This is a genomic window from Acinetobacter sp. WCHAc010052, assembly GCF_002165295.2.
Taxonomy (GTDB): Bacteria; Pseudomonadota; Gammaproteobacteria; order Pseudomonadales; family Moraxellaceae; genus Acinetobacter; species Acinetobacter chinensis.
This window is the reverse complement of sequence record NZ_CP032143.1, coordinates 628019-650468: the sequence shown is the minus strand read 5'-3', so window position 1 is coordinate 650468 and position 22450 is coordinate 628019. Positions and strand designations below refer to the sequence as shown.

Below are 22450 nucleotides of genomic sequence, written 5' to 3'. Positions count from 1 at the left end.
TGTTTTACTGAATACTGTCGCTCAGTTCCTGTGCCAGCTGCTGACTGCGGGTTTTAGCAGCAGCCAGAGCAGCCTGAATACTCTGCGAAATCTGTGCATGATCAAAAACTTCAATTGCAGCCTGAGTCGTACCATTTGGTGACGTTACATTTTTACGTAATTCTGCTGGTGTATTTGAGCTGGTGATTGCCATCTGAGCTGCCCCCAATGCTGTCTGTAAAGTCAGAGCCGTTGCCACCTTTTCATCCAGTCCCAGATTTTTACCTGCACGGATCATGCTTTCCATCAGATAAAAGAAATAAGCAGGACCTGAACCTGAAACTGCTGTAACTGCATCAATCTGTGCTTCGGTGTTTACCCACAGAGTCAGACCTGTTGCAGCGAGCACCTGGCTTGCCAGTTCACGGTCTTTCTGATCAACAGCTTCAGTCGCAAATAAACCATGAGCACCGGTCTGCACCAGCGCAGGTGTGTTTGGCATAACACGGACAATCCGCTCAGTGCCGAGTAATTCAGAAATGGTCGCCACTTCTGCTCCAGCAACAATCGAAATGACCAGTTTACCATCAAACAGACCGTTCAACGGCTTCAACACATTAGCAAGAACCTGTGGTTTCACCGCAAATACAACAATATCCGCATCACGAATGGCAGCAGTATTATCATCTGTAACGTGTACGTCTTTTTCCTCAAGGAAAAAACGCACTTTTTCAACAGGATCAGAAACTGTAATACGGGTTGGAGGCAGTCCACGTGCAATCAAGCCACCAATCAGTGCCTGTGCCATATTACCACCGCCAATAAAGCTGATATTACAATTTAAAACTGCGCTCATGATTCACGTCCGTCGTTACGTTCTTTATATTGAGAGACTAAATATGGCTGCCACCCACCTTTTTCGCAGTAAGCAGAATGTGCCAGCCAGAAACCTTTCGGTGTAAAGACACCTAGCATAACATTATCCACGCTTAATATTTGAATTGTATGACGCATCCACGGAAAAATTTGTGCCTCCTGCACTGCCTTTTTTAATGGCCAGCTCCCCACTCTGCCATGCAGATGAATCTTCTCCCCGCCCTGCCTACCCGTCAGTTTCAGTGGCTGATTCAACAGATTCCGTGACAGTCCGGTCTTAGCAGTTCCAGTCACAAAACTACCCGCTAAAGTCTGTACAGACTGGTTTAAAGCCTGGATGTATAAAACATCTTCAGATGTATCTGGATTTTTTCCAGCTGTATATTCCTGCTCAGTCAGGCGGTAAAGCTTCTGCTGATATCGCACATAATAAAAACCGTTCCAGTGCAATGCAGCCTGAGCATCTTTTTTTGAATACAGCACCTCACGGATCACCCGTTCCACCATATCCATAGAGGGTCGATACTGCTCTGTCCCTTTCATCCAGGCAGACAGTAACTGTCTCTGTCTGGCGATGGATAAAACACTCAGTTCAGCAATCTTCAGTTCCGATGAGTTGCCGCATTGCTGCAGATCCTGTTCCAGTACTTCTGTCAGAATTTCTGCTGCATCCTGCATTAACAGGGCAGTCCGTCCAAGTGCCTGCTGCATCCGTGGAAAACGTGTATTCAGCAAAGGCCATAAAATTTCGCGGGACCAGGCTCTGTCGTAATGCGTATCCTGATTGGTCGGATCTTCAATATTCTGCACATTCAGCTGTTGTGCCCATTGGCAAATCTGCTCACGACTCAGATTCAGCAAAGGTCGCCAGATACTGAAGTCTGCACGGATATCCAGCTGTTGCATGGCGGACAGTCCAAATACACCACTGCCTGACAGTAAACGTAACATCAGCGTTTCCGCCTGATCCTGTTCATGATGCGCCAGCACCAGCAGATCCGTCGGTTTTAAATGTTTCAGATAAGCCTGATAGCGTGCTTCACGTGCCTGGTTTTCCAGATTGCCCGCAGTGACCGTCACCTGTTCAACCACACAGGAGATGTTCAGTGCCTGACACTGTTGCGCAACAAACTGCCCCCAGTCTGTACTGGATGACTGAAGCTGATGATCAACGTAAATTGCACGGATTTTTTCGGAAGGGAAATAAGACATTAAATGCAGCAGTAACATGGAATCCATGCCACCACTGCATCCAATCAGAAAAGTTGTATTTTCAGAAAAGCTTTCTGTCTGTTTTAAGATGCCAGCCCAGGATTGTCGCTGCCAAACTTCATTAAGCGCTGGTAACGTGCTTCGCATCGTTCATCTGCATCCATCGTTTGCAATTCTTCCAAAGACTCCTGCAGAACTGTTTTTAAACTCTGCATCACCTGTTCAGGATGAAGATGAGCACCAGCTCCTTCATCCACCACATATTCCACAATGCCAATCTTCTTCAGACGGTCTGCTGTCAACGCAAGTGCTTCACTTGCCTGTTCTGCTTTTTCAGCAGTTTTCCATAAAATGGAAGCACAACCTTCTGGAGAGATAACAGAATAAATACTGTGTGACAGCATGATAACACGATCAGCAACACCGATACCTAAAGCACCACCTGAACCACCTTCACCCAGAACGGTCGCAATAACAGGAACTTTCAGAGCAGACAGACGTGCAAGGTTGCTTGCAATAGCTTCTGCCTGACCACGTTCTTCTGCGCCTACACCAGGATATGCGCCCATGGTATCAATGAAGGTAAATACCGGCAGTTTAAAACGCTCTGCCATGTCCATCAGACGCTGAGACTTTCTGTATCCTTCAGGGTTACACATCCCGAAGTTATGCTGAAGTTTTTCACGGGTACTGCGACCACGGTGCTGACCAATCACCATAACAGGCTGTCCGTTAAAACGGGCAAGACCACCGATCATTGCACCATCATCACCAAATACACGATCACCGTGCAAGGCATCAAATTCAGTAAAAATTTCACCCACATAGTCCAGAAACTGAGGACGTTCAGGATGACGCGCAATCTGGACAGTAGCCCATGCTTTGGACTGAGCAGCTTTATTTCTCATAGGTCGACCATTATCCCTAAATTAACCAACGTGTTAATCGATAAACTGTTCCGACTGAATATTCAACTCAACGTCCCAGTGCTTAAACTGAACCTGCTCATCATGCAGATCAGCGACAAGCAAAGGCCATTGTTTGGCATCACCAGAAACACTCAGGTGCCATTGTTGCTCATTGTCCACGGTCAGTTCAATGGCAGGAAGCATCTGATCGCTGCGACTGTGATTTAATAAAACTGCTAAACGAAGCAATAGACACAGGTAAACTAATTTGCTACCACCCACTTTCATAACATCGACACGGGCATCGCTTCTGAGTTTACGTCGATGGTGCGCCACAAGGTGAGAAAGGTGATTCTGATCAATCTGAGAAAAGCCGGCAATGTCTGAATGCTGAAGTAGATATGCCCCATGACGGTGATAACCGCTGTGACTGATCGCAAGTCCTATTTCATGCAGATAAGCTGCGCGGCGCAGTAAATCACTGTCTTCACTGCTTAAATCCAGGTCTGCAGCAACCGAATTGAACAGGTCCTGTGCTGTGTTGACCACACGTTCTGCCTGTTTTGGATCTGCATTATAACGCCCCATTAAAGCATGCACACTGCGGTCCCGGATATCTTCATGCTGGAAGCGCCCAAGCAGGTCATACATCACCCCTTCACGCAAAGCACCATCCGAATACACCAGCGTTTCAAGTCCCAGTACATCAAAAACTGCATATAAAATGGCAACGCCAGCTGGCAAAACTGCTCTGCGGTCTTCTTTTAATCCCTCAAACTCCATTTCAGAAACATGTCTGTATTTCAGCAGTTTCTCTTTGAGTTTTTCCAGACCTTCACGGGTCAGATTTTCCTGATCATCCCCCCAGCCCATGTTCACTGTAATCTGGCGGCAGGCTTTGATCGTACCACTGGAGCCAACAACCGTATCCCATCCAGCCGCTTTATAAGTATTGGCAAGACCTGACAACTCTTTACGGGCTGAAACAACAGCGCGTTCAAATGCTTTCGGGCTGATTTCACCGTCTTCAAAATAAGCTTTGGTAAAAGCAACACATCCCATCTGTAATGATTCAGTATGAATCGGTTCAAATTCTTCGCCGATAATCAGTTCTGTTGAACCGCCACCAATATCAATCACCAGACGACGACCACTGTTGACCATCGTGTGCGATACGCCCAGATAGATCAGACGTGCTTCTTCACGACCTGCAATAATCTCAATAGGTTTTGGCAGAATTTCTGCTGCTTTCTGAATAAATTCATGACCATTTTTTGCCTGACGCAACGCATTGGTCGCAACAATCCGCATTCTGTTGGGCTGTACTGAACCTAAACGACCGACAAAACGTGCCAGACAGGCCAGACCTCTTTGCTGGGCAGCTTCTGTCAGGTTTTTATTTTCATCCAGCCCAGCTGCAAGTTGTACTTTTTCTGACATTGAGGCTACTTTTTTTACTTCGCCATGATCAACCCGTGCAATTGCCAGGTGGAAACTGTTTGATCCCATATCAATGGCTGCCAGCAGCTCTTCATCAATCAAAAAATCAGACATTATTCAAATGAACCCAGATGGAATTTTGCTTAGAGTAATTCACATGCACCCAATTTAAAAGCCATTTATGCAGTCGTACAGACGAGTAATTATTTTTTCCGCATATATGACAAAAGTGTTACACAATACTCAGAACCGATTGTCGGTATCGTCAGCTTCAATTGGACAAATCCACCAGAACAACTGAAAATTTACATATACCCCTACATTGTTAAAGACGGCTATGTAATACTTATAGAAAGCTATCTTTAAAATTAAACTGGAGCAGTTCCCATGTCTGGTAATATTGTAAATACTACTGATGAAAACTTTGAAGCTGATGTTCTACAGTCAGATGTCCCTGTACTGGTAGACTTCTGGGCTGGCTGGTGTGCGCCATGTAAAGCAATTGCACCGGTACTTGAAGTACTTTCAACTGAATTTGACGGTAAAGTTAAAATTGTAAAAGTTGATGTTACTGCATGTGAAGCAACAGCTGTGAACTACAATATCCGCAACATCCCTGCACTGTTAATGTTCAAAAACGGTGAAGTGGTTGCTCAACAGATCGGTGCTGCACCAAAATCAAAACTGACTACTTTTATTGAAGAGAACATCTGATTTATACAGCATGTATTTCTGAAAAAATACGCTATACCTATAGCGTATTTTTTTCACATCAAATTGACAAATGAGTCATTTGCTCTTATATTGCTTAATCAAGAAATAAAGGATCTTAAATCCTCATCGTTTCTTACGAGACACAACACAAAAGACTGCCGCTCGGCATAGAAATTGTTTTCATACATTTTTCTTCGTAACAATGAATCAGACCTCTGAGTTGTTAATGTGCAAAATTTCTTTCGTTTTTTTTGCATAACTGCGGCCTAATGTTGCTCCTCCTTTCCACCTCTATTTCAGAATTTTTGATTCTATCTGACCTTATATGAATTTAACCGAACTCAAGAAAAAACCGATTGGCGAGCTCATCAAAATAGCTGAGTTTATGGGCCTTGAAGGGATGGCACGTAACCGGAAGCAGGATATTATTTTTGCCATCTTAAAACGCCATGCAATGAATGGTGAAGAGATTTTTGGTGATGGCGTACTTGAAATTCTGTCAGATGGTTTCGGCTTTTTACGTTCAGCGGCAGGTTCTTACCTGGCTGGACCAGATGACATCTATGTCAGTCCATCTCAGATCCGCCGCTTCAACCTTCGTACAGGTGATACAATTACAGGCACGATCCGTCCACCGAAAGAAGGTGAACGTTATTTTGCACTGCTCAAAGTAAACCAGATCAACTACGACACACCTGAAAACTCCCGCAACAAAATCCTGTTTGAAAACCTGACACCCCTTTTCCCAACTGAACAGCTGGTGATGGAACTTGGTAATGGCTCATCAGAAGATTTAACTGCACGTGTTGTTGACTTAATTGCGCCAATTGGTAAAGGTCAGCGTTCAATCATTGTTGCGCCGCCTAAAGCCGGTAAAACCATGCTGTTACAGAACATCGCTCAGTCGATTGTCCGTAACAACCCTGAGTGTTTCCTGATCGTACTGCTGATTGACGAACGTCCTGAAGAAGTCACCGAAATGGAACGTACTGTCCGTGGTGAAGTGGTTGCATCAACCTTTGATGAATCCCCTGCCCGTCACGTCCAGGTTGCTGAAATGGTCATCGAAAAAGCCAAACGCCTGGTTGAACACAAGAAAGATGTTGTGATTCTACTCGATTCAATCACACGTTTAGCACGTGCTTATAACACTGTTGTCCCATCATCAGGCAAAGTCTTAACCGGTGGTGTTGATGCACATGCACTTGAACGTCCTAAGCGTTTCTTTGGTGCTGCACGTAATATTGAAGAAGGTGGCTCACTGACCATCATCTCTACTGCACTGATCGAAACAGGCAGTAAGATGGATGAAGTGATTTACGAAGAATTCAAAGGTACAGGTAACCAGGAAATCACGCTTGATCGCCGTATTGCAGAAAAACGTGTATTCCCTGCCATGAATATCAAAAAATCAGGCACACGCCGTGAAGAACGCCTGATGAGTGAAGATAATCTGCGTAAAGTATGGATTCTGCGTAAACTTCTCCACCCAATGGATGAACTGGCAGCAGTGGAATTCCTGCTTGACCGCATGAAAGAAACCAAAACCAATGATGATTTCTTTGATCAGATGAAGCGGAAAGCAACAAGCTGAATCAGATCGAATTTAAAAAGCTGCCTTAACAGGCAGCTTTTTTATTTGGTTGACATTACTTACATAAATACACAATCCTGACTTCTGTTTGTAATTTAATTTTCAAGTTAATGATTATAAAAAAAATACTTCAAAAAACCCTATAACTTTTAGGGGCTTAATAAGCATTTATCCAATATAAACTGACTTATTAATTGTTATTTTCTGTTAAAAACAGCCTCAAAAACCACCATTTACTGCCTTTTTTTTATGCAACCCAGTGGAATTTAAAAATATACAGTGATAGCATAGCCGCAGACCAGTTAGACTGCCCTGCATTGTTAATGCCTAATATAATTTAGGAATAATAAAAGCACTTAACAGGCTAACGTAGGTTTTTTTTAATCTCATTATTTAGAGAGTGATGCCATGTTATTCAAAAAAATCGCTATTGCTGCTGCAGTTGCTACTACTTTAGCTTTCGTTGGTTGTGCTAAAAAAACTGAAGAAGCTCCTGCTGCTGAAGCTGCTGCTTCTCAAGCTGTAGCTGCTGCTTCTGAAGCTGAAGCTGCTGCTTCTGCTGCTACTGAAGTTGCTGCTTCTGCTGCTGACGTTGCTGCTTCTGCTGCTGACGTTGCTGCTTCTGCTGCTTCTGCTGCTCAATAATCTGACAGTTTCAGATTATTAAAAAAAGAGAGCCTTTGGCTCTCTTTTTTATTGCTTAAATTTTATGTTCCATTCTGATGCTTTAATTCATCATCCATACCTGCAAATTGCCTGTGTATAAAAAACAGTTCACACCAAAAGTGATCAACGCAATACTGAAAATTTCAGCTCTCAAATATCCTGGATTAAAAATAAAAAAAGCAGATCAATCGATCTGCTCATTTCCAACGCGCTGTCTGAATTTCTGACCTGCACGGAAGGTTACCACCCGACGGGCAGAAATTGGAATTTCTTCACCTGTCTTAGGATTACGCCCAGGGCGCTCCCGCTTGTCACGCAATTCAAAATTACCAAATCCTGATAATTTGACCTGCTCTCCTGAGATCAGCGCCTGGCTGATCTCATCAAAAAACAACTCGACCATTTGTTTCGCTTCACGACGGTTTAAACTCGTGAGCTCACTTAAATGATCAGCCATTTCTGCTTTTGTTAATGCTGTCATGAAGCCCTCAATGTCGCCTGGTAGGTATTTTCCAATACCTGGATAATGTTATCCATTCCGGATTTAATTTCAGCATCTTCAAGTGTACGTGCAGCGTGTTGCCAAAGGAGTGCAAATGCCAGTGAGCGCTTGCCTTCTTCAACGCCTTGCCCAGTGTACACATCAAACAGCCAGGTCGAATTTAAAAGCTCTCCACCTGTCTTTTCGATAAGTTGCTGAATTTCGCTGACATTAATCTTATCATTAATTAAAAGCGCAATATCACGTCTAACCGATGGGAAACGTGATAATTCTGTAAAATTAGATACATAAGTTTGCAAAACAGCCTGTTGATCCACTTCAGCAACCCAGGTTGTACCCAGATCAAGTTCATTTTCTAGTGAAGGGTGCAGACGTCCCAGGTAACCTATTGATTTACCATCGACAATAATTTCAGCAGATTGCCCAGGATGTAGCCACTCGCGCTCAGAATGCGTGAACTCAGCCTGAACTCGACCTGCCGCTAGAATCTCCTCAACCTCACCTTTTAGATCAAAGAAATCCATTGCCTGTGGCTTCCCGTGCCAGGATTCAGCTTGCTTAGCACCGACAGCAATCATCGCCAAAATTGGAATCTGTTTCAGATCATCAATGTTTTGTGCATTCTGATAATCAAAACGTAAACCTAGTTCAAAGAAACGTACACGGCTTTGTTGACGATTAATATTATACTGAACACAAGGGATCAAACTTGAAAGTAAAGTTGAACGCATCACAGCCAGATCACTTGAAATTGGATTTGCCAATGCCAAAGGATTCACTTGTGAATTCAATTGTTTTTCAAGTTTCAAATCTGCAAAGCTGAAGCTGATCGCTTCCTGATAACCCAAAGTCACCAAAGTCTGGCGCAACTGTGGTAATTCAAACTGATCCTGATGTTTTGCTAATTTCACATCAATGACAGGTAGGCTGATTTGAATATTGTCATAGCCATGAATACGTGCAACTTCTTCAATCAAATCCTGGTAAATTGCCATATCATAACGGTGCGATGGTGGAACAACAGTCCATTCACCTTGAGCTTTGACAGCTACTGTACAACCTAAACGCTGCAAAGCATCTGTAATAAAGTCTGATTCAACTTTATAACCCAGTAATTGATCCACTTGCGCTTGGTTTAATTCAATCACTTCGCGTTTTGGTAATAATGCAACTTGTTCAGCCACTGTAATTGGACCAAACTCACCACCTGCAAGTTCAGCAATTAATTGTGATGCACGGTGCATGGCAATCATTGGCAATTCAAAATCCACGCCACGTTCATAACGTTGCGATGCGTCAGTATGTAAACCAAAACTACGCGCACGACCTGCAATCGCAAGTGGAGCGAAGAATGCCGATTCTAAGAAAATCTCAGTGGTTTCATCTGTCACAGAAGAAGATAGTCCGCCCATGATCCCTGCAATCGCTAATGCTTTTGCGTCATCAGCAATCACCATCACATTTTCAGACAGTTCAACTTCCTGTTCATTCAACAAGACAAGCTTTTCAGCAGCAGTTGCCTGACGTACATGGACTGAACCTTGTACCTTAGCACCATCAAAGGCATGTAAAGGTTGACCGAGTTCAATTAATACATAGTTGGTAATATCCACCAGAATACTGTGCTGGCGAATACCTGAACGTACTAAAGCCTGTTCCATCCACTCAGGAGTTGGCGCTTTGGTATTGACGTTTTTAATCACACGACCTAAATAACGCGGGCAACCTTCAGTGGTGACTACGACCTGTTTTTGATCAGCAATTGTTGCTGCAACTTCCTGAATTTCAGGTGCAGTCACAGGAAGCTGGTTAATCACTCCAATTTCACGGGCAATACCACGGATACTGAAACAATCACCACGGTTTGGCGTGATACTGATATCAATCACATTGTCATCTAAGTTTAGATATTCACGGATATTCACACCAACAGGAGCATCAGCAGGCAGTTCTAACAGACCATCGATTTTATCTTCAAGGTCAATTTCAGATGCACCACACAGCATCCCTTGTGATTCAACACCACGAAGTTTGCCTTTTTTGATTTTGAAATCACCCGGAAGTACCGCACCAATCGTTGCTACAGGTGCTTTCATTCCTTCACGTACATTTGGTGCACCACAAACGATTTGCAATGGCTCACCTGAACCAATGTTTACCGTTGTTACACGTAAACGATCTGCATCAGGATGCTGTACAACAGTTAATACTTCACCGACCACAACACCTGTAAATGGTTTTGCCGCAGGCGTTAATTCATCAATTTCCAGACCGAGCATAGTCAGCTGATCAGATAGAGTTTCGCTATCGATGGCAGGATTGACCCACGTGCGTAGCCAATTTTCGCTAATTTTCATACATTCATTTCCTTAATCTCCCCTAGCCCCTCTTTAATAAAGAGGGGAAACACACTCATCTTTCTTTTCGTGTGGAAGTCCCCCTTTTTAAAGGGGGATTTAGGGGGATTCTAATACCTTTAAATTTAAAAAATCTGTTTAAGCAAATTGGCGTAAGAAACGCACATCATTTTGGTAGAACATACGCAAGTCATTGATGCCATAACGCAACATCGCAAAACGCTCTACACCTAAACCAAAAGCAAAACCTTTATATTTTTCAGGATCAATCCCAGCAGCTTGGAGTACGTTCGGATGAACCATACCGCAACCCAAAACTTCTAACCATTTACCACGTTCATCCATAATATCCACTTCCGCGCTTGGCTCTGTGAATGGGAAATAAGATGGACGGAAACGTACTTTTAGATCTTTTTCAAAGAATTCATTGAGGAGATTGACCAATAAACCTTTCAACTCTGCGAAACTGGTATTTTCAGCAACGTATAAACCTTCGATTTGATGGAACATCGGAGAATGTGTTTGGTCAGAATCGCAACGGTATACACGACCTGGGCAGACAATACGAATCGGCGGTTGACTGGTTTCCATGGTACGAATCTGTACGCCCGATGTATGGGTACGTAGTAAGTGATTGGCATCAAAATAGAAAGTATCATGCATCGCACGTGCAGGATGGTGTCCTGGGATATTCAATGCTTCAAAGTTGTGATAATCATCTTCAACCTCTGGACCTGTCGCAACAGTAAATCCAGCTTTAGTGAAGAATTGGCAAATCCGCTCTTGCACTTGAGTCACAGGATGAATACTACCCACAGTTTGACCACGACCAGGTAAAGTAATATCAATCGTTTCACTTGCAAGTTTCTGTTCCAGTGCTGCTTTTTGTAATTCTGTCTGACGTTCCGTCAGTGCAGCAGTAATGACTTCACGGACGGCATGAATCTGTGCACCAAATTCCTTGCGCTGTTCAGCGTCCATTTTACCCAGTGATTTTGACTGTTCAGCAAGCTGGCTCTTCTTCCCCGTAAACTGCACCCGAACCTGATCGAGTGTGGCAAGGTCTTGAGCTGCTGCAATTGCAGCGAGCGCTTCTTTGGTCAGGGCTTCCAGTGACATAGTAACTCTCAAAGCAACAATGATTAAAAAAATATAAAAACCCCATATTCTAACAGTTTTTACGCATAGGGATGAAGTTTCCTGTACATGAAAAATTAGATTGGAAAGCTGAATTATAAAAAGTATAAGATAGCGATAATCATCCTGAGATCAATCACAATGGCGCTCGATCAAATCTGGAAACAACAACTGACTTTAGTGACTTATGGCAATGAATTTCTGACTCAGAATCTGAGCTTCCAGCGATGGCTACAGCATTCCATTTTTAATCAGCACCTGATGCAGTTTCGGGACCTATCCACTCAACACCTGCTGGCTCAGCATTTTCAGATATGGCTGGAAGGGTTAAAAAAACAGGGATGTTATCGGATCAGCCTCCATTGTTCTGCCATACTCAATGATGAAAAAAACCCGAATCCAAACGTTGAGCTGTTGCCTGTCGCTCATTTTATTGTCAGCCATGAACAGAATAAAAAAACAGCATGGATTTTAGGTAAAGAGCTGCCTGAATGGTACAACGCAGACAATGATTATGAAATTCCTGAAAATCAGAAGGCAGCTGTACGCCAGGAAGTGTTCTGGAAATTTGAACTGAACCCGAAACTTGCAAAAAGTGTTGATACTGACCTGCAGCAACCGAACTGGGATGATATTCATCAATATACTGAAAGTGAACTGTTCCAGACCCGTTTTGCTGCTGATCTCAAAGCACCACTGACACTGAATCAACCCTATGATGGTTTGACGGATACAGTCAGCAGCACCCTGAATGAAACTGCAGAGCAAACACAGAATTTATCTCTGCTCCCTACAGATTATCAGGCTGATTTTGCTCATCAGTCACTGCACAGACTTGAAGCGCTTCAAAAACTGATTCAGCAAAAAATCAAGCATCCATATAATGACGAAGGTGTGCCTTTACAACCTGATGAGCAGTTAAATTTAAGACATTTTTCTCAGAAACTGGATGATCTGACAGCAAAATTTGTGGTTAAAGTAGCCAATCATTATAAAACAGCAAAACTTACCCCTGTCGAAATTGCCAACCCGCTCGACGGTGCTCAGACAGGCATCAGGAAAAATATCAGCTCCCGTCCAGGCACTGAACATAAATCTGCTAAAACAGGGACATTTGCGCTTATTTTTATCACAGTTCTGATCTGTATTGTGGCTTATTATTTTGGACTCTAAAACGGTCTGATTTACAGTATGAATGGCACTCCGGCTATCCTGAATTCAGCAGATTCAGACCTTTGCACCAAAGGCTGTTCTGCTGACTGACTGTATTCTACGTAGCATACTTCTAGCTGAGTTTTTAAATATTTGCCAGATAGGCTTTCAGCATTTTTCGACTGGTCAAGCGTACAAAATGAATATGTGCATACTGCGGATCAGTCATCATCTGCATGTATTTCACTCTGTTTTTCGAATGCGTTTTTATCATCCACAGCACAATGGAATCACGACTGAACATTCGCCTGAAACTTTCAGTATTGTCTGAATTTTTCCAGAACGGCTGCTGAGACATTGCACGACCGAAAGCACGCCGAACAGACTGATATAAATTTAAGCTGAACGGTAAATCCAGCCGGATGATGGTATCCACTTCCTTCCATGTGATATGCGTAGTCCGTGAATGATTTCCATCAATCATATAACCCTGATATTCAGGATCTGTATGTGCCTGCACAATAGCATCCTGAATTTTCTTAAAAAATACCGGATCAGGCGTTTCCTGCCAGTTATCCATCCACAACAGGTCATCCAGTTCAATATATGCCAGATGCAACTTTTTGGACAATTGCCTGGCAAAGGTGGATTTCCCCGAGGCTGAAGTCCCAACAACATTGATATATTTCATAAATGCACTCAAAACTGACCAATAAAAAAGCAACATAGAACGTTACTTTTAAAGATCAGAATCTCAATACAATGGTCTGATTCTCAGGCTGATTTTATGATCATCTGCATGCTGATTGATATAATGCTCTACCGCAATCACCTCACCTGTAATTTCTGCATCTGCGCCATACATGACTTTGATGCTTTCCCCGATTCGGGGTACAGAGTGAAGCTCCACTTCAATTGAACCCTGCTGAATACCCTCAATCTCAACACGCATGATCAAATACTCATCTGAAAGATATCTTTAATGTATTTGAACCTTGCCACCGCACCTATCGTATTCCTGTGCAGATTATGTAAAGACGGGTTTAATCATCATATTCGAGTTCATCTTCATGGATATTGATATAGTCAGGCTGTGGGGTCTCACCAAATCTGACTGCCTTGATTGTGGCAAGATTCATAAGCCTGGCTTTGGCAATCCGATGCATGCCATCCATGACCCGACCTTCTGCACAGAGAATAACAGGATAGGATAAATCTGCGGCTTCAATCAGCTGTATATGTTCAATAATCTGCAGGGTTGTCGGATGTGTGTCAGGAAACCAGTATGCCTCATTCAGTTCCCTGATCCCGGCTAATGGAGTTTCAATGACCTGAAATTCCTGGCTTAACTCAACCAGATGATGCACATCCCAGATATGGGTATCTTCACCCACCTGACGGAAATGGTATTGTTTACGCATGAAACAGGCGCTTTATTCAAAAGAACATATATTACATTTTACAAAAGTTCAGACAAAAAAAGACCGCTGAAAAGCGGTCTTTTTTTAATTATCCGGAGATAATTAAGCAGCTAATGCGCCTTTAGCTTTTTCAGCTAAAGCTGCAAATGCAACTGCATCATGCATAGCGATGTCTGCAAGAACGCGACGGTCGATGATAACCTGAGCTTTTTTCAGACCATCGATCATGCGGCTGTAAGACAAACCGTTCTGACGAGCACCAGCATTGATACGTGCAATCCACAGAGCGCGGAATTGACGTTTTTTCTGACGACGGTCACGGTAAGCGTATTGACCTGCTTTGATTACAGCCTGGAACGCTACACGATAAACACGTGAACGCGCGCCATAGTAACCTTTAGCACGAGCAAGAATTTTTTTATGACGACGATGCGCCTGTACACCACGTTTTACACGAGCCATTTATAATCTCCTTAGATGTATGGGCACATACGGCGAACTGAAGCAACGTCACTTACGTGAACCATTACACAGCCGCGTAACTGACGGATACGCTTAGCAGATTTTTTGGTCAAAATGTGGCGTTTGAACGCTTGTTTACGCTTGAAACCGTTAGCAGTCGCTTTGAAACGTTTAGCTGCACCACGGCGAGTTTTTAACTTAGCCATAACAACCTCTTTAAACACCTGTTCGGAACGTTCGCACCATTGCGAGGACGACCTGCAGGTAAGGGAGCGAGTATTCTAAAGTAAAACAGGACAAAACAAAAGCAATATACGGACTATATTTCCTCTCTGCTGTCACTTTCAGACAAACCACCTGTTAAGGTCTGCTGTGTTATTTTTTATCTTTTTCTGCACAAACTCTGTAAGGCTGATCAATCATCTGAAAAGGAAACAAGACAATCAGCAACTGCAATACAAAGCTCATAAAAACCAGACTGATGTTCCTGTGAACAATTGCATAAAATACATATAATAATCACATCTTGATAAAACCGAGCCGACATGAACCCTGCTCAGGATGCATTTGCAGCCCTCCGTTACCGTGACTTCTCAATTGTTACACTGAACCAGTTCTGCCTGACTTTAGCTATTCTGATTCAGGAAATCATTGTTGCCTATTCACTTTATCAGATCACCAAAGACCCACTGACACTTGGACTGATCGGGCTGGCAGAAGCCATTCCATTTATTGCACTGTCCTTATGGGGTGGGTATTTTGCAGACAGATTCAACAAACAGACTATTATGAAAATCTGTCTGTTTTTTTCTGTGCCTTTACCTTTGGTACTGTGGTGGCTGTTCCATGCGCACAGTCAGGGGCAGATTGGGCAAAGTACACTTTCATGGGGCATATATGCAGTGATTTTTGGTTTAGGGACAATCCGTGGATTCTACAACCCTTCTGCAACCTCACTTAAACCGTTTTTAATTCCACGTGAACTGTATGCCAATGGTGCAACATGGACCACCATTGGCTGGCAAAGTGGCGTAATTTTAGGTCCAATGCTGGGTGGTTTCATGCTGGCAGGACTGGGACGTGAAACCAGTCTGTTTTCAGTGTCTGCCTTACTTTTTGTGTGTTTTATTCTGATCAATCTGTTAAAAAACCGTACTTTTCCTGTTATGGAAACTGATAATTTATGGAACAGCCTCGGAGAGGGTTTTCGGTTTATCATGAAAACCAAAATCGTCCTTTGGGCTATTTCCCTGGATCTGGTTTCAGTGCTGTTTGGCGGTGTGATTGCCTTACTGCCTATTTTTGCAGAAGATATTTTAAAAGTTGGTCCTGAAGGACTGGGATATTTACGTGCAGCCCCTTCCATTGGCGCACTCATTACCATGATTGCACTGACCCGCTTCCCTCCAACACATCATGCATGGCGTAACATGCTGCTGGCAGTGGCAGGCTTCGGAGTTTTCACTCTGATTTTCGCTTTCTCAGACCATATGTGGCTGTCCCTTATCGCCTTAGCCATGACAGGTGCATGTGACAGTATTTCAGTTGTGGTGCGTCAGACGATTCTGCAGATTTATCCACCGGAAAATATGCGTGGTCGTGTTGCTGCAGTCAACGGCATGTTCGTTTCCAGCAGTAATGAACTTGGAGCATTTGAATCCGGGCTGGCAGCCCGATATATGGGAACGGTCTTTGCAACGGTATTTGGTGGCTGTATAACCCTTGTGGTGGTCGTGATCAGCTGGACAAAAACTCAAGATTTATTTGGAGTGGATATTACTAAAGGCGAAAACCCACAGAAATAAAAATGCTTCAGCGCTTGCGGGGTTTTCCAATTCAGGAAATACTTCGCGCTGAACTTCAGATCTGCCTCATCACTCTGCCCAAGATATTTTTATGAAACTACATTTCGCATTTCCACTGCTGCTCGCCCTCCCCCTCAGTTCAGCCATCAGTGCTGAGCCAAAAAACTCACCACAGCTTTCTGTTCTGAAAAGTTCAGCACAGTCACCGCATTTAACCACCCGTATTCAGTGGAACCGCTTCCCTCGACCAGCATTTAAAAATGAAGATTTAAAAGATCAGAACCGTAATGCAATTATCCGTGTTTATGCCGATACAACAGGAAAAGTCACCAAAGCCACCGTACAGGAAAGTACCGGACTGGAAAAACTGGATGAAATTCTGCTTACAGCAGTGCGCTTGGCAACAGTTAAACCTTATATGGATGACGATAATGCATTGCCTGTGATTGGTTATCAGGTGTTTAACTTAAAAGTTGATCAGGACAATACTGAAATCTGTGATCTGAGTTTTGACTCCAAAGTCTGGCTGGCACAACAGACAGATAAAAAAACGGCATTCCGTTATCGCAGTCAGCCACAGCTGGAACTGAATTCCGAACTGCTCAACAAACATGACCGCACTGTAAAATTCAGCTTTAAAACCAACCGACATGGTCATGTCAAATCAGTCAAAATCACGCAGGGATCAGGTATCTACGCACTGGACCAGCAAGTAAAACAGGCTGTTTCCACAGCTCAGGTCGATGTTCCTCGAAAGTTCTGGATTTATAAAAAATCAAAACTGAAAGATGAAATCAGATTTTCATCCATCAGCTGTCATTGAAGTGATTCAATGTGGAGATACCGTCAGTTATCTCCACATTATAATGATAAAACTTATAAAAACAGATTCACAATCAACCTACAGCTTTTGACTGTACAGGTTGCCCACAACTGAGCGTAGGCTTCTCTGTGCTTCAGGGGAAAAACCATCATATTTCCTTTTTCAGGATTCCAGGAAAATACTGTTCTCAAAAAATCCATACATTAAAAATATCAACATTACAGAAAGCTCGGGCATTGCTGAACTGGATCATAAAATCATCAATGCTGCATAAGTGCTACGTATTTATGTCAATCTACATAAATACTGACACCTGTAATCATTCATGAAAGATGGATTTACACATGGATTAATGCAGGAATCCACCCGTCTAAACCAGACCTGCAAATATCAGATAAATCACCAGATACCGACCTGTTTTTGCAACACTGACTATAAAAAGAAAACGTAGAAAATTTTCCCGCATCAATCCTGCAATCAGGGTGATCGGATCACCAATAACAGGCAGCCAGCTCAGTAAAAGCGACCAGTAGCCGTATTTTGCATAGGTCAGTTGGGCACGCTGGAGCTGGTTCTCAGAAACAGGAAACCACTTTTTATTTTTATAATGTTCAATTTTATAACCCAGCCACCAGTTGACGCAGGAACCCATGATATTGCCCAGACTGGCAGCCAACAGCAGCAAAACGACTGAACTTTTTCCTTCCATTAACAAACCTGCCAGTACAGCCTCAGACTGTAAGGGCAATAAGGTAGCAGCTCCGAAAGCGGACAGAAAAAGGAGTAAATAAGCCATGATTTCAGTGCTGATCACTGTCAGGAAAACGTTTCAGCATATAGATAAAGATGGAGTAAATAAATGGCAGACTGAAACAGCTCCAGTGTACAGCATCTGTTCATATACGCTCAGGTGATAACGACCTTCAGACACAGCATACCAGTCTATGCCGTTGTGCCAGAATAGATACTGTAAAAGTATCAGACTGCCTGCCAATAAACCCACAGCAATAGTGGTATCTTTCCATAGCAGATGAAGCCCGGACTGAAACCACGCAAATACTGTCGCAAAGATCAGTCCTGTCAGTGAATATAAAATCAGGCTCAACTGCCACATCCGATCAACAGAATAAGCCAGCTGCATGACAGCACTTATTCCTGCCAGCAACAGCATAGCCGTTATGGACAGCAACCAGTGCTGAACATAAGTGGTCTGTTTCACTGTGCTCAGTTCCTGTAAAGCATCGTGACCGGCCTTCGTCTCTCAGACTTTAATGGATAATGCTTTCTGCACAGCAGGACGGGTAGTTAAACGCTCAACATACTCTTTAACATAAGGGTAATCCTCAAGGTTTATCTGTTGCCATTCATGTCGCAGTATCCAGGGCAGGATTGCCATATCTGCTATTGAATATTCCCCTGCGACATACTTCTGTCCAATCAGCTGTTTATTCAGTACCGCATACAGACGTTTCGTTTCCGTCACATAACGCTCTACAGCATAAGGAATCTGTTCTTTGGCAAATTTGGAAAAGTGATGATTCTGCCCGAGCATAGGACCAAAACCACCCATCTGCCACATGAGCCACTGCTCCACTTCAACACGTTCCTGCTCATCCTCAGGATAGTAGAGACCTGTTTTACGCCCCAGATACTGTAAAATTGCGCCTGATTCAAAAACAGAAATCGGTTCTCCGCGTGGTCCATGCTGGTCCACAATGGCAGGAATTTTATTGTTTGGCGAAATACGTAAAAAGTCAGGCTGAAACTGATCATTTTCTAAAATATTGATCGGGAAAATCTGATAATCCAGTCCCATTTCTTCAAGTGCGATGGTAATTTTATGACCATTGGGCGTTCCCCAGTAATACAGATCAATCATATTTCATCCTTCCGCTTTCTCGCATATTTTCTAAATTTTATGATATGAATACTTTATTTTATAACATAGTTTAAGAAGATCACTGTATAAGTTTATGCAACTCTGACTGATAAAAAATTAAATATATAGACTATCTTTCGTTAGAAATCTCACCATTTGCAAAACTGATAAATCAGCTAAGTTAAACCACCCAAATTCCATCCCAAAATAATACATTCTTTTCTTTAACCCCTAAATTATTTCACCTATATTCAATTTAAACAGAACTGAAGCTTTAAAAATTACTTCTCATTCACCTGCCAGTTCAATAAATTTTAAAGGTCAGATATGAACTACGTCAGACAAAAAAACATAGATATATTTGTTTTACTCATTGGTGGCTTCTTCTTTATTGTGCTCATCCTGTTGTTTATGTTCGGATGGCCACACTACAAAGTCTGGAAACAAGGAATGGATGGACAAGCCGCTTTAGCTGAAGCAGAACAATCAAAAATGATCCAGGTACAGGTTGCAAAAGCTGAGCTGGAAAGTGCAAAACTGCGTGCCGAAGCCATTAAACTGGTCGGTCAGGCGGCTAAAGATTATCCTGAGTACCGTAAACAGGAATTTATTGGTGCATTTGGTGAAGCCTTACGTGATGGTAAAATTCAACAGATTATTTATGTACCAACAGAGGCCAATATTCCAATTGTAGAAGCGGGAAATAAGCCAGTCTCAAATCAATAAGCATTCATTTATCAGAAGTGAAATTCAATTCAGACTTATTTTTCACAGCAATAAAAAAAGCACTGCTGAGAGCAGTGCTTTTTTAAGATCTAAAACAGGCTTACTTTTTCTTTTTAGGACCAAGTAACATACCCATCTGACGACCTTCCATTTTTGGAGTCTGTTCAACGATACCCACTTCAGCTACATCTGCTTCAATTTTTTGTAATTGAGCCAGACCCAGCTGCTGGTGAGCCATTTCACGACCACGGAAACGTAGAGTAATTTTGACTTTGTTACCTTCCTCAAGGAACTTGAGAATAGCACGCAACTTAACGTTGTAATCACCAACATCTGTACCAGGACGTAACTTGATTTCTTTCACCTGAACCTGATGCTGTTTCTTTTTAGCATCTTTCTGCTTTTGCTTCAGGTCAAATAAATGTTTGTTAAAATCCATGATTTTACAAACAGGTGGTTCTGCATTTGCCACAATCTCAACAAGGTCAAGATCTGCATCTTCAGCAGCACGCAACGCTTCTGCAAGCGTTACGATACCTTTCTGTTCTCCATCCGCAGCGACGAGACGAACTTCTTTCGCCTTGATTTCGTCGTTTAATGCAGGACGATTGCTTTTAGCACCTTGTTGTTGGTTACGGTCAGGCTGTTTAATCTTTCTTACTCCACAATATACCGGCCACGTTCGGCTACGGCTGCTTTAACCAGGTCAATAAATGCATCAATTGACATAGTCCCTAAATTTTTTCCAGAGCGAGTACGGACATTGACAGTCCCTTCCTCTACCTCACGATCACCCAGTACCAGCAAGTAAGGAATACGCTCTAATGTACGCTCACGAATCTTAAATCCGATTTTCTCATTTCTCAAGTCTGAAATCGCACGAATGCCATTTTCTTTAAGTTTTGCGACAACTTGCTGACAAGCCTCCGCCTGAGAATCGGTAATATTCATGACACATGCCTGAACTGGTGACAGCCACGGCGGCATGAATCCTGCGTAATGTTCAATCAGTATACCAATAAAACGCTCGAAACTGCCAAGAATTGCACGGTGCAGCATCACAGGATGGTCACGATCGTTGTCTTCAGTGACATAAGACGCTTCCAGACGTTCAGGCAGGTTGAAGTCACACTGAATAGTACCGCACTGCCAGATACGACCTAAGCAGTCTTTCAGAGAGAATTCAATTTTCGGACCGTAGAATGCGCCTTCACCTGGTTGTAAATCCCACGCCAGACCTGCTTCATCCAGCGCATCCGCCAGAGATTTTTCAGCCATGTCCCACAGTTTGTCATCGCCCACACGTTTTTCAGGACGTGTAGAGAGTTTCATCTGTACTTCTTCAAAACCGAAGTCTTTATACACATCCAGAGTCAGTTTAATGAAGTCAGCAACTTCTTTACCGATCTGTTCAGTGGTACAGAAAATGTGTGCATCATCCTGAGTAAATCCACGTACACGCATGATGCCGTGTAATGAACCCGATGGCTCGTTACGGTGACATGAGCCAAACTCAGCCAGACGGATTGGCAGATCACGATAAGACTTTAAGCCCTGGTTAAATACCTGTACGTGACATGGGCAGTTCATTGGTTTTACAGCATAGCTACGGCTCTCAGAATGAGTCGTAAACATGTTGTCTGCATAGTTGGCAGCGTGACCTGATTTTTCCCACAGCGTAAAATCAACAATCTGCGGTGTTTTGATTTCTTCGTAACCATTGTCCTGCTGGATTTTACGCATGTACTGCTCAAGTACCTGGTAAATGGTCCAGCCATTGGCATGCCAGAACACCATACCTGGTGCTTCTTCCTGCATATGGAACAGGTCTAAAGCTTTACCGATTTTACGGTGGTCGCGCTTTTCTGCTTCTTCGATACGTTTGATATACGCTGCAAGTTCTTTTTTGTCTGCCCAGGCAGTACCGTAAATACGCTGCAGCTGTTCATTCTTCGCATCACCACGCCAGTAAGCACCGGACATTTTAGTGAGTTTGAATGATTTTAAGAATTTAGTGTTCGGTACGTGCGGACCACGGCACATATCCACGTATTCCTGATGATAGTACAAACCCATCTGAGTCTCGTCAGGCATATCATCAATAAGACGTAATTTGTAATCTTCGCCACGCTCAGTGAACAGTTTGATCACTTCAGCACGCGGTGTCATTTTTTTAATAACGTCATAATCTTCATCGATCAGCTTTTTCATGCGTGCTTCGATGGCAGCCATATCTTCTGGCGTAAATGGCTTCTGACTGAAGATGTCATAATAGAAACCGTCCTCAATCACAGGACCGATCACCATTTTGGCTTCAGGGAAAAGTTGTTTTACCGCATGTCCCACAAGGTGAGCACATGAGTGACGAATGATTTCAACACCTTCCTGATTTTTAGGGGTAATGATTTCCAGTGTTGCGTCTTCGGTAATTAAATCACTTGCATCGACTAAGCGACCATTCACTTTACCTGCAAGCGTATTTTTCGCAAGTCCAGGTCCAATACTTTGAGCAACTTCCATCACGGAAACTGCTTGATCAAATTGTTTTTGATCGCCATTTGGCAATGTGATAACAGGCATATTTAAAATCCTTAAGGAGTGATGCCCCGTACAATAGAGCATATCACCGCGAGATTATGATCGAGGAAAATCCTCAAAAGATAAAATCGGTGGAACAAAAAAGTGAGGAAATTTTACACCTTTAATGCTTTTTGATAAACCTTTGTCAGAAATTTATATTGGACAAACAGAAAACCAGAGCTGAAAACTTACAGCACCGTTTAAAAATGCTGCCATG

At 43.0% G+C, this 22450-nt stretch carries 24 protein-coding genes; 7 read left to right on the top strand and 17 right to left on the bottom strand.

Going from position 1 to position 22450, the window contains the following annotated elements:
- Positions 1 to 4 precede the first annotated feature (4 nt).
- From proC to ppx, 4 genes are read right to left on the bottom strand one after another with little or no spacing between them, the layout of a single operon-like run.
- Positions 5 to 835 carry a pyrroline-5-carboxylate reductase gene (gene proC / locus CDG61_RS03565; protein ID WP_087513025.1) on the bottom strand — a complete coding sequence of 277 codons (831 nt, stop codon included), beginning with the start codon at positions 833 to 835 and terminating at the stop codon, positions 5 to 7.
- Entirely contained in the window at positions 832 to 2214 is a 1383-nt protein-coding gene (gene tilS, locus CDG61_RS03560; RefSeq protein WP_087551316.1) for a tRNA lysidine(34) synthetase TilS, read from the bottom strand. Before tilS ends, proC begins: the two co-directional genes overlap by 4 nt.
- Positions 2151 to 2975, bottom strand: a complete 825-nt coding sequence (locus CDG61_RS03555; protein ID WP_087551317.1) for an acetyl-CoA carboxylase carboxyltransferase subunit alpha — start codon at positions 2973 to 2975, stop codon at positions 2151 to 2153. Before CDG61_RS03555 ends, tilS begins: the two co-directional genes overlap by 64 nt.
- A gap of 33 nt (positions 2976 to 3008) precedes the next feature.
- Positions 3009 to 4529, bottom strand: coding sequence for an exopolyphosphatase (gene ppx / locus CDG61_RS03550; protein WP_087513028.1), 1521 nt, complete (start codon positions 4527 to 4529; stop codon positions 3009 to 3011).
- 273 nt (positions 4530 to 4802) lie between these two features.
- Between ppx and trxA the strand changes: the two genes are divergently transcribed.
- From trxA to CDG61_RS03535, 3 genes are all read left to right on the top strand, one after another.
- Positions 4803 to 5129 (top strand): thioredoxin, encoded by a 327-nt coding sequence (gene trxA, locus CDG61_RS03545; RefSeq protein WP_087551318.1) that lies wholly within the window; start codon positions 4803 to 4805, stop codon positions 5127 to 5129.
- 325 nt (positions 5130 to 5454) lie between these two features.
- Positions 5455 to 6723 (top strand): transcription termination factor Rho, encoded by a 1269-nt coding sequence (rho, locus tag CDG61_RS03540; protein ID WP_087513030.1) that lies wholly within the window; start codon positions 5455 to 5457, stop codon positions 6721 to 6723.
- A gap of 408 nt (positions 6724 to 7131) precedes the next feature.
- Complete coding sequence (locus CDG61_RS03535) at positions 7132 to 7368, top strand: hypothetical protein (RefSeq protein ID WP_087551319.1); 237 nt, start codon at positions 7132 to 7134, stop codon at positions 7366 to 7368.
- 205 nt (positions 7369 to 7573) lie between these two features.
- Here the strand turns inward: CDG61_RS03535 and CDG61_RS03530 are convergent, their stop codons facing one another.
- From CDG61_RS03530 to pheS, 3 genes are all read right to left on the bottom strand, one after another.
- Positions 7574 to 7870 carry an integration host factor subunit alpha gene (locus tag CDG61_RS03530; RefSeq protein WP_086197465.1) on the bottom strand — a complete coding sequence of 99 codons (297 nt, stop codon included), beginning with the start codon at positions 7868 to 7870 and terminating at the stop codon, positions 7574 to 7576.
- On the bottom strand, positions 7867 to 10248 hold the full coding sequence (pheT, locus tag CDG61_RS03525; protein ID WP_087551320.1) for a phenylalanine--tRNA ligase subunit beta: 2382 nt from the start codon (positions 10246 to 10248) through the stop codon (positions 7867 to 7869). The genes CDG61_RS03530 and pheT overlap by 4 nt, the downstream gene beginning before the upstream one ends.
- Positions 10249 to 10386: 138 nt before the next feature.
- Complete coding sequence (gene pheS, locus CDG61_RS03520; protein WP_087551321.1) at positions 10387 to 11367, bottom strand: phenylalanine--tRNA ligase subunit alpha; 981 nt, start codon at positions 11365 to 11367, stop codon at positions 10387 to 10389.
- Positions 11368 to 11526: 159 nt separating this feature from the next.
- On the opposite strand from pheS, the gene CDG61_RS03515 reads away from it, so the two are divergent.
- Positions 11527 to 12558 (top strand): hypothetical protein, encoded by a 1032-nt coding sequence (locus CDG61_RS03515; RefSeq protein ID WP_087551322.1) that lies wholly within the window; start codon positions 11527 to 11529, stop codon positions 12556 to 12558.
- Between the two features lie 124 nt (positions 12559 to 12682).
- Here the strand turns inward: CDG61_RS03515 and CDG61_RS03510 are convergent, their stop codons facing one another.
- The 5 genes from CDG61_RS03510 to rpmI all read right to left on the bottom strand — a co-directional run bounded on the left by CDG61_RS03510 (position 12683) and on the right by rpmI (position 14626).
- Complete coding sequence (locus CDG61_RS03510) at positions 12683 to 13228, bottom strand: adenylate kinase (RefSeq protein ID WP_087551377.1); 546 nt, start codon at positions 13226 to 13228, stop codon at positions 12683 to 12685.
- 63 nt (positions 13229 to 13291) lie between these two features.
- Positions 13292 to 13489 carry a hypothetical protein gene (locus CDG61_RS03505; protein WP_087513035.1) on the bottom strand — a complete coding sequence of 66 codons (198 nt, stop codon included), beginning with the start codon at positions 13487 to 13489 and terminating at the stop codon, positions 13292 to 13294.
- 91 nt (positions 13490 to 13580) lie between these two features.
- Entirely contained in the window at positions 13581 to 13958 is a 378-nt protein-coding gene (locus CDG61_RS03500; RefSeq protein WP_087551323.1) for a hypothetical protein, read from the bottom strand.
- Positions 13959 to 14060: 102 nt separating this feature from the next.
- A complete protein-coding gene (gene rplT / locus CDG61_RS03495) occupies positions 14061 to 14420 on the bottom strand; it encodes a 50S ribosomal protein L20 (protein ID WP_004867327.1) in 360 nt (119 codons plus the stop codon).
- An 11-nt stretch (positions 14421 to 14431) separates the two neighbouring features.
- Positions 14432 to 14626 (bottom strand): 50S ribosomal protein L35, encoded by a 195-nt coding sequence (gene rpmI, locus CDG61_RS03490; RefSeq protein WP_001096359.1) that lies wholly within the window; start codon positions 14624 to 14626, stop codon positions 14432 to 14434.
- 339 nt (positions 14627 to 14965) lie between these two features.
- Between rpmI and CDG61_RS03485 the strand changes: the two genes are divergently transcribed.
- Positions 14966 to 16225 carry an MFS transporter gene (locus CDG61_RS03485; RefSeq protein WP_087551324.1) on the top strand — a complete coding sequence of 420 codons (1260 nt, stop codon included), beginning with the start codon at positions 14966 to 14968 and terminating at the stop codon, positions 16223 to 16225.
- Positions 16226 to 16316: 91 nt separating this feature from the next.
- Positions 16317 to 17048 (top strand): energy transducer TonB, encoded by a 732-nt coding sequence (locus tag CDG61_RS03480; protein ID WP_087551325.1) that lies wholly within the window; start codon positions 16317 to 16319, stop codon positions 17046 to 17048.
- 370 nt (positions 17049 to 17418) lie between these two features.
- Here CDG61_RS03480 and CDG61_RS03475 read toward each other — a convergent pair whose 3' ends face one another.
- Genes CDG61_RS03475 through CDG61_RS03465 form a run of 3 tightly spaced genes read right to left on the bottom strand, consistent with a single transcriptional unit; the run spans position 17419 to position 18927 of the window.
- Entirely contained in the window at positions 17419 to 17844 is a 426-nt protein-coding gene (locus CDG61_RS03475; protein ID WP_087551326.1) for a YqaA family protein, read from the bottom strand.
- A gap of 33 nt (positions 17845 to 17877) precedes the next feature.
- Positions 17878 to 18267, bottom strand: coding sequence for a hypothetical protein (locus CDG61_RS03470; protein ID WP_087551327.1), 390 nt, complete (start codon positions 18265 to 18267; stop codon positions 17878 to 17880).
- Positions 18268 to 18309: 42 nt separating this feature from the next.
- Positions 18310 to 18927 (bottom strand): glutathione S-transferase N-terminal domain-containing protein, encoded by a 618-nt coding sequence (locus CDG61_RS03465; protein WP_087551328.1) that lies wholly within the window; start codon positions 18925 to 18927, stop codon positions 18310 to 18312.
- A gap of 327 nt (positions 18928 to 19254) precedes the next feature.
- Here CDG61_RS03465 and CDG61_RS03460 point away from each other — a divergent pair, with 327 nt between their 5' ends.
- Positions 19255 to 19653: a hypothetical protein gene (locus CDG61_RS03460; RefSeq protein WP_087513042.1), complete on the top strand. Its 399-nt coding sequence runs from the start codon at positions 19255 to 19257 to the stop codon at positions 19651 to 19653.
- Between the two features lie 100 nt (positions 19654 to 19753).
- Here CDG61_RS03460 and infC read toward each other — a convergent pair whose 3' ends face one another.
- Both infC and thrS read right to left on the bottom strand, forming a co-directional pair.
- Positions 19754 to 20239 carry a translation initiation factor IF-3 gene (gene infC, locus CDG61_RS03455; protein ID WP_394357279.1) on the bottom strand — a complete coding sequence of 162 codons (486 nt, stop codon included), beginning with the start codon at positions 20237 to 20239 and terminating at the stop codon, positions 19754 to 19756.
- A gap of 71 nt (positions 20240 to 20310) precedes the next feature.
- On the bottom strand, positions 20311 to 22233 hold the full coding sequence (thrS, locus tag CDG61_RS03450; protein WP_087513044.1) for a threonine--tRNA ligase: 1923 nt from the start codon (positions 22231 to 22233) through the stop codon (positions 20311 to 20313).
- Positions 22234 to 22450: the final 217 nt, after the last annotated feature.

Bases quoted from the DNA above. Each gene is read 5' to 3' on its own strand.
- CDG61_RS03465 (WP_087551328.1), bottom strand. From the start codon at position 18,927: ATGATTGATCTGTATTACTGGGGAACGCCCAATGGTCATAAAATTACC.
- trxA (WP_087551318.1), top strand. From the start codon at position 4,803: ATGTCTGGTAATATTGTAAATACTACTGATGAAAACTTTGAAGCTGAT.
- CDG61_RS03510 (WP_087551377.1), bottom strand. From the start codon at position 13,228: ATGAAATATATCAATGTTGTTGGGACTTCAGCCTCGGGGAAATCCACC.
- tilS (WP_087551316.1), bottom strand. From the start codon at position 2,214: ATGCGAAGCACGTTACCAGCGCTTAATGAAGTTTGGCAGCGACAATCC.
- CDG61_RS03475 (WP_087551326.1), bottom strand. From the start codon at position 17,844: ATGGCTTATTTACTCCTTTTTCTGTCCGCTTTCGGAGCTGCTACCTTA.
- pheT (WP_087551320.1), bottom strand. From the start codon at position 10,248: ATGAAAATTAGCGAAAATTGGCTACGCACGTGGGTCAATCCTGCCATC.
- proC (WP_087513025.1), bottom strand. From the start codon at position 835: ATGAGCGCAGTTTTAAATTGTAATATCAGCTTTATTGGCGGTGGTAAT.
- ppx (WP_087513028.1), bottom strand. From the start codon at position 4,529: ATGTCTGATTTTTTGATTGATGAAGAGCTGCTGGCAGCCATTGATATG.
- CDG61_RS03535 (WP_087551319.1), top strand. From the start codon at position 7,132: ATGTTATTCAAAAAAATCGCTATTGCTGCTGCAGTTGCTACTACTTTA.
- rho (WP_087513030.1), top strand. From the start codon at position 5,455: ATGAATTTAACCGAACTCAAGAAAAAACCGATTGGCGAGCTCATCAAA.
- CDG61_RS03460 (WP_087513042.1), top strand. From the start codon at position 19,255: ATGAACTACGTCAGACAAAAAAACATAGATATATTTGTTTTACTCATT.
- CDG61_RS03530 (WP_086197465.1), bottom strand. From the start codon at position 7,870: ATGACAGCATTAACAAAAGCAGAAATGGCTGATCATTTAAGTGAGCTC.
- rpmI (WP_001096359.1), bottom strand. From the start codon at position 14,626: ATGGCTAAGTTAAAAACTCGCCGTGGTGCAGCTAAACGTTTCAAAGCG.
- thrS (WP_087513044.1), bottom strand. From the start codon at position 22,233: ATGCCTGTTATCACATTGCCAAATGGCGATCAAAAACAATTTGATCAA.
- CDG61_RS03505 (WP_087513035.1), bottom strand. From the start codon at position 13,489: ATGCGTGTTGAGATTGAGGGTATTCAGCAGGGTTCAATTGAAGTGGAG.
- CDG61_RS03485 (WP_087551324.1), top strand. From the start codon at position 14,966: ATGAACCCTGCTCAGGATGCATTTGCAGCCCTCCGTTACCGTGACTTC.
- CDG61_RS03515 (WP_087551322.1), top strand. From the start codon at position 11,527: ATGGCGCTCGATCAAATCTGGAAACAACAACTGACTTTAGTGACTTAT.
- CDG61_RS03555 (WP_087551317.1), bottom strand. From the start codon at position 2,975: ATGAGAAATAAAGCTGCTCAGTCCAAAGCATGGGCTACTGTCCAGATT.
- CDG61_RS03480 (WP_087551325.1), top strand. From the start codon at position 16,317: ATGAAACTACATTTCGCATTTCCACTGCTGCTCGCCCTCCCCCTCAGT.
- rplT (WP_004867327.1), bottom strand. From the start codon at position 14,420: ATGGCTCGTGTAAAACGTGGTGTACAGGCGCATCGTCGTCATAAAAAA.
- pheS (WP_087551321.1), bottom strand. From the start codon at position 11,367: ATGTCACTGGAAGCCCTGACCAAAGAAGCGCTCGCTGCAATTGCAGCA.
- CDG61_RS03500 (WP_087551323.1), bottom strand. From the start codon at position 13,958: ATGCGTAAACAATACCATTTCCGTCAGGTGGGTGAAGATACCCATATC.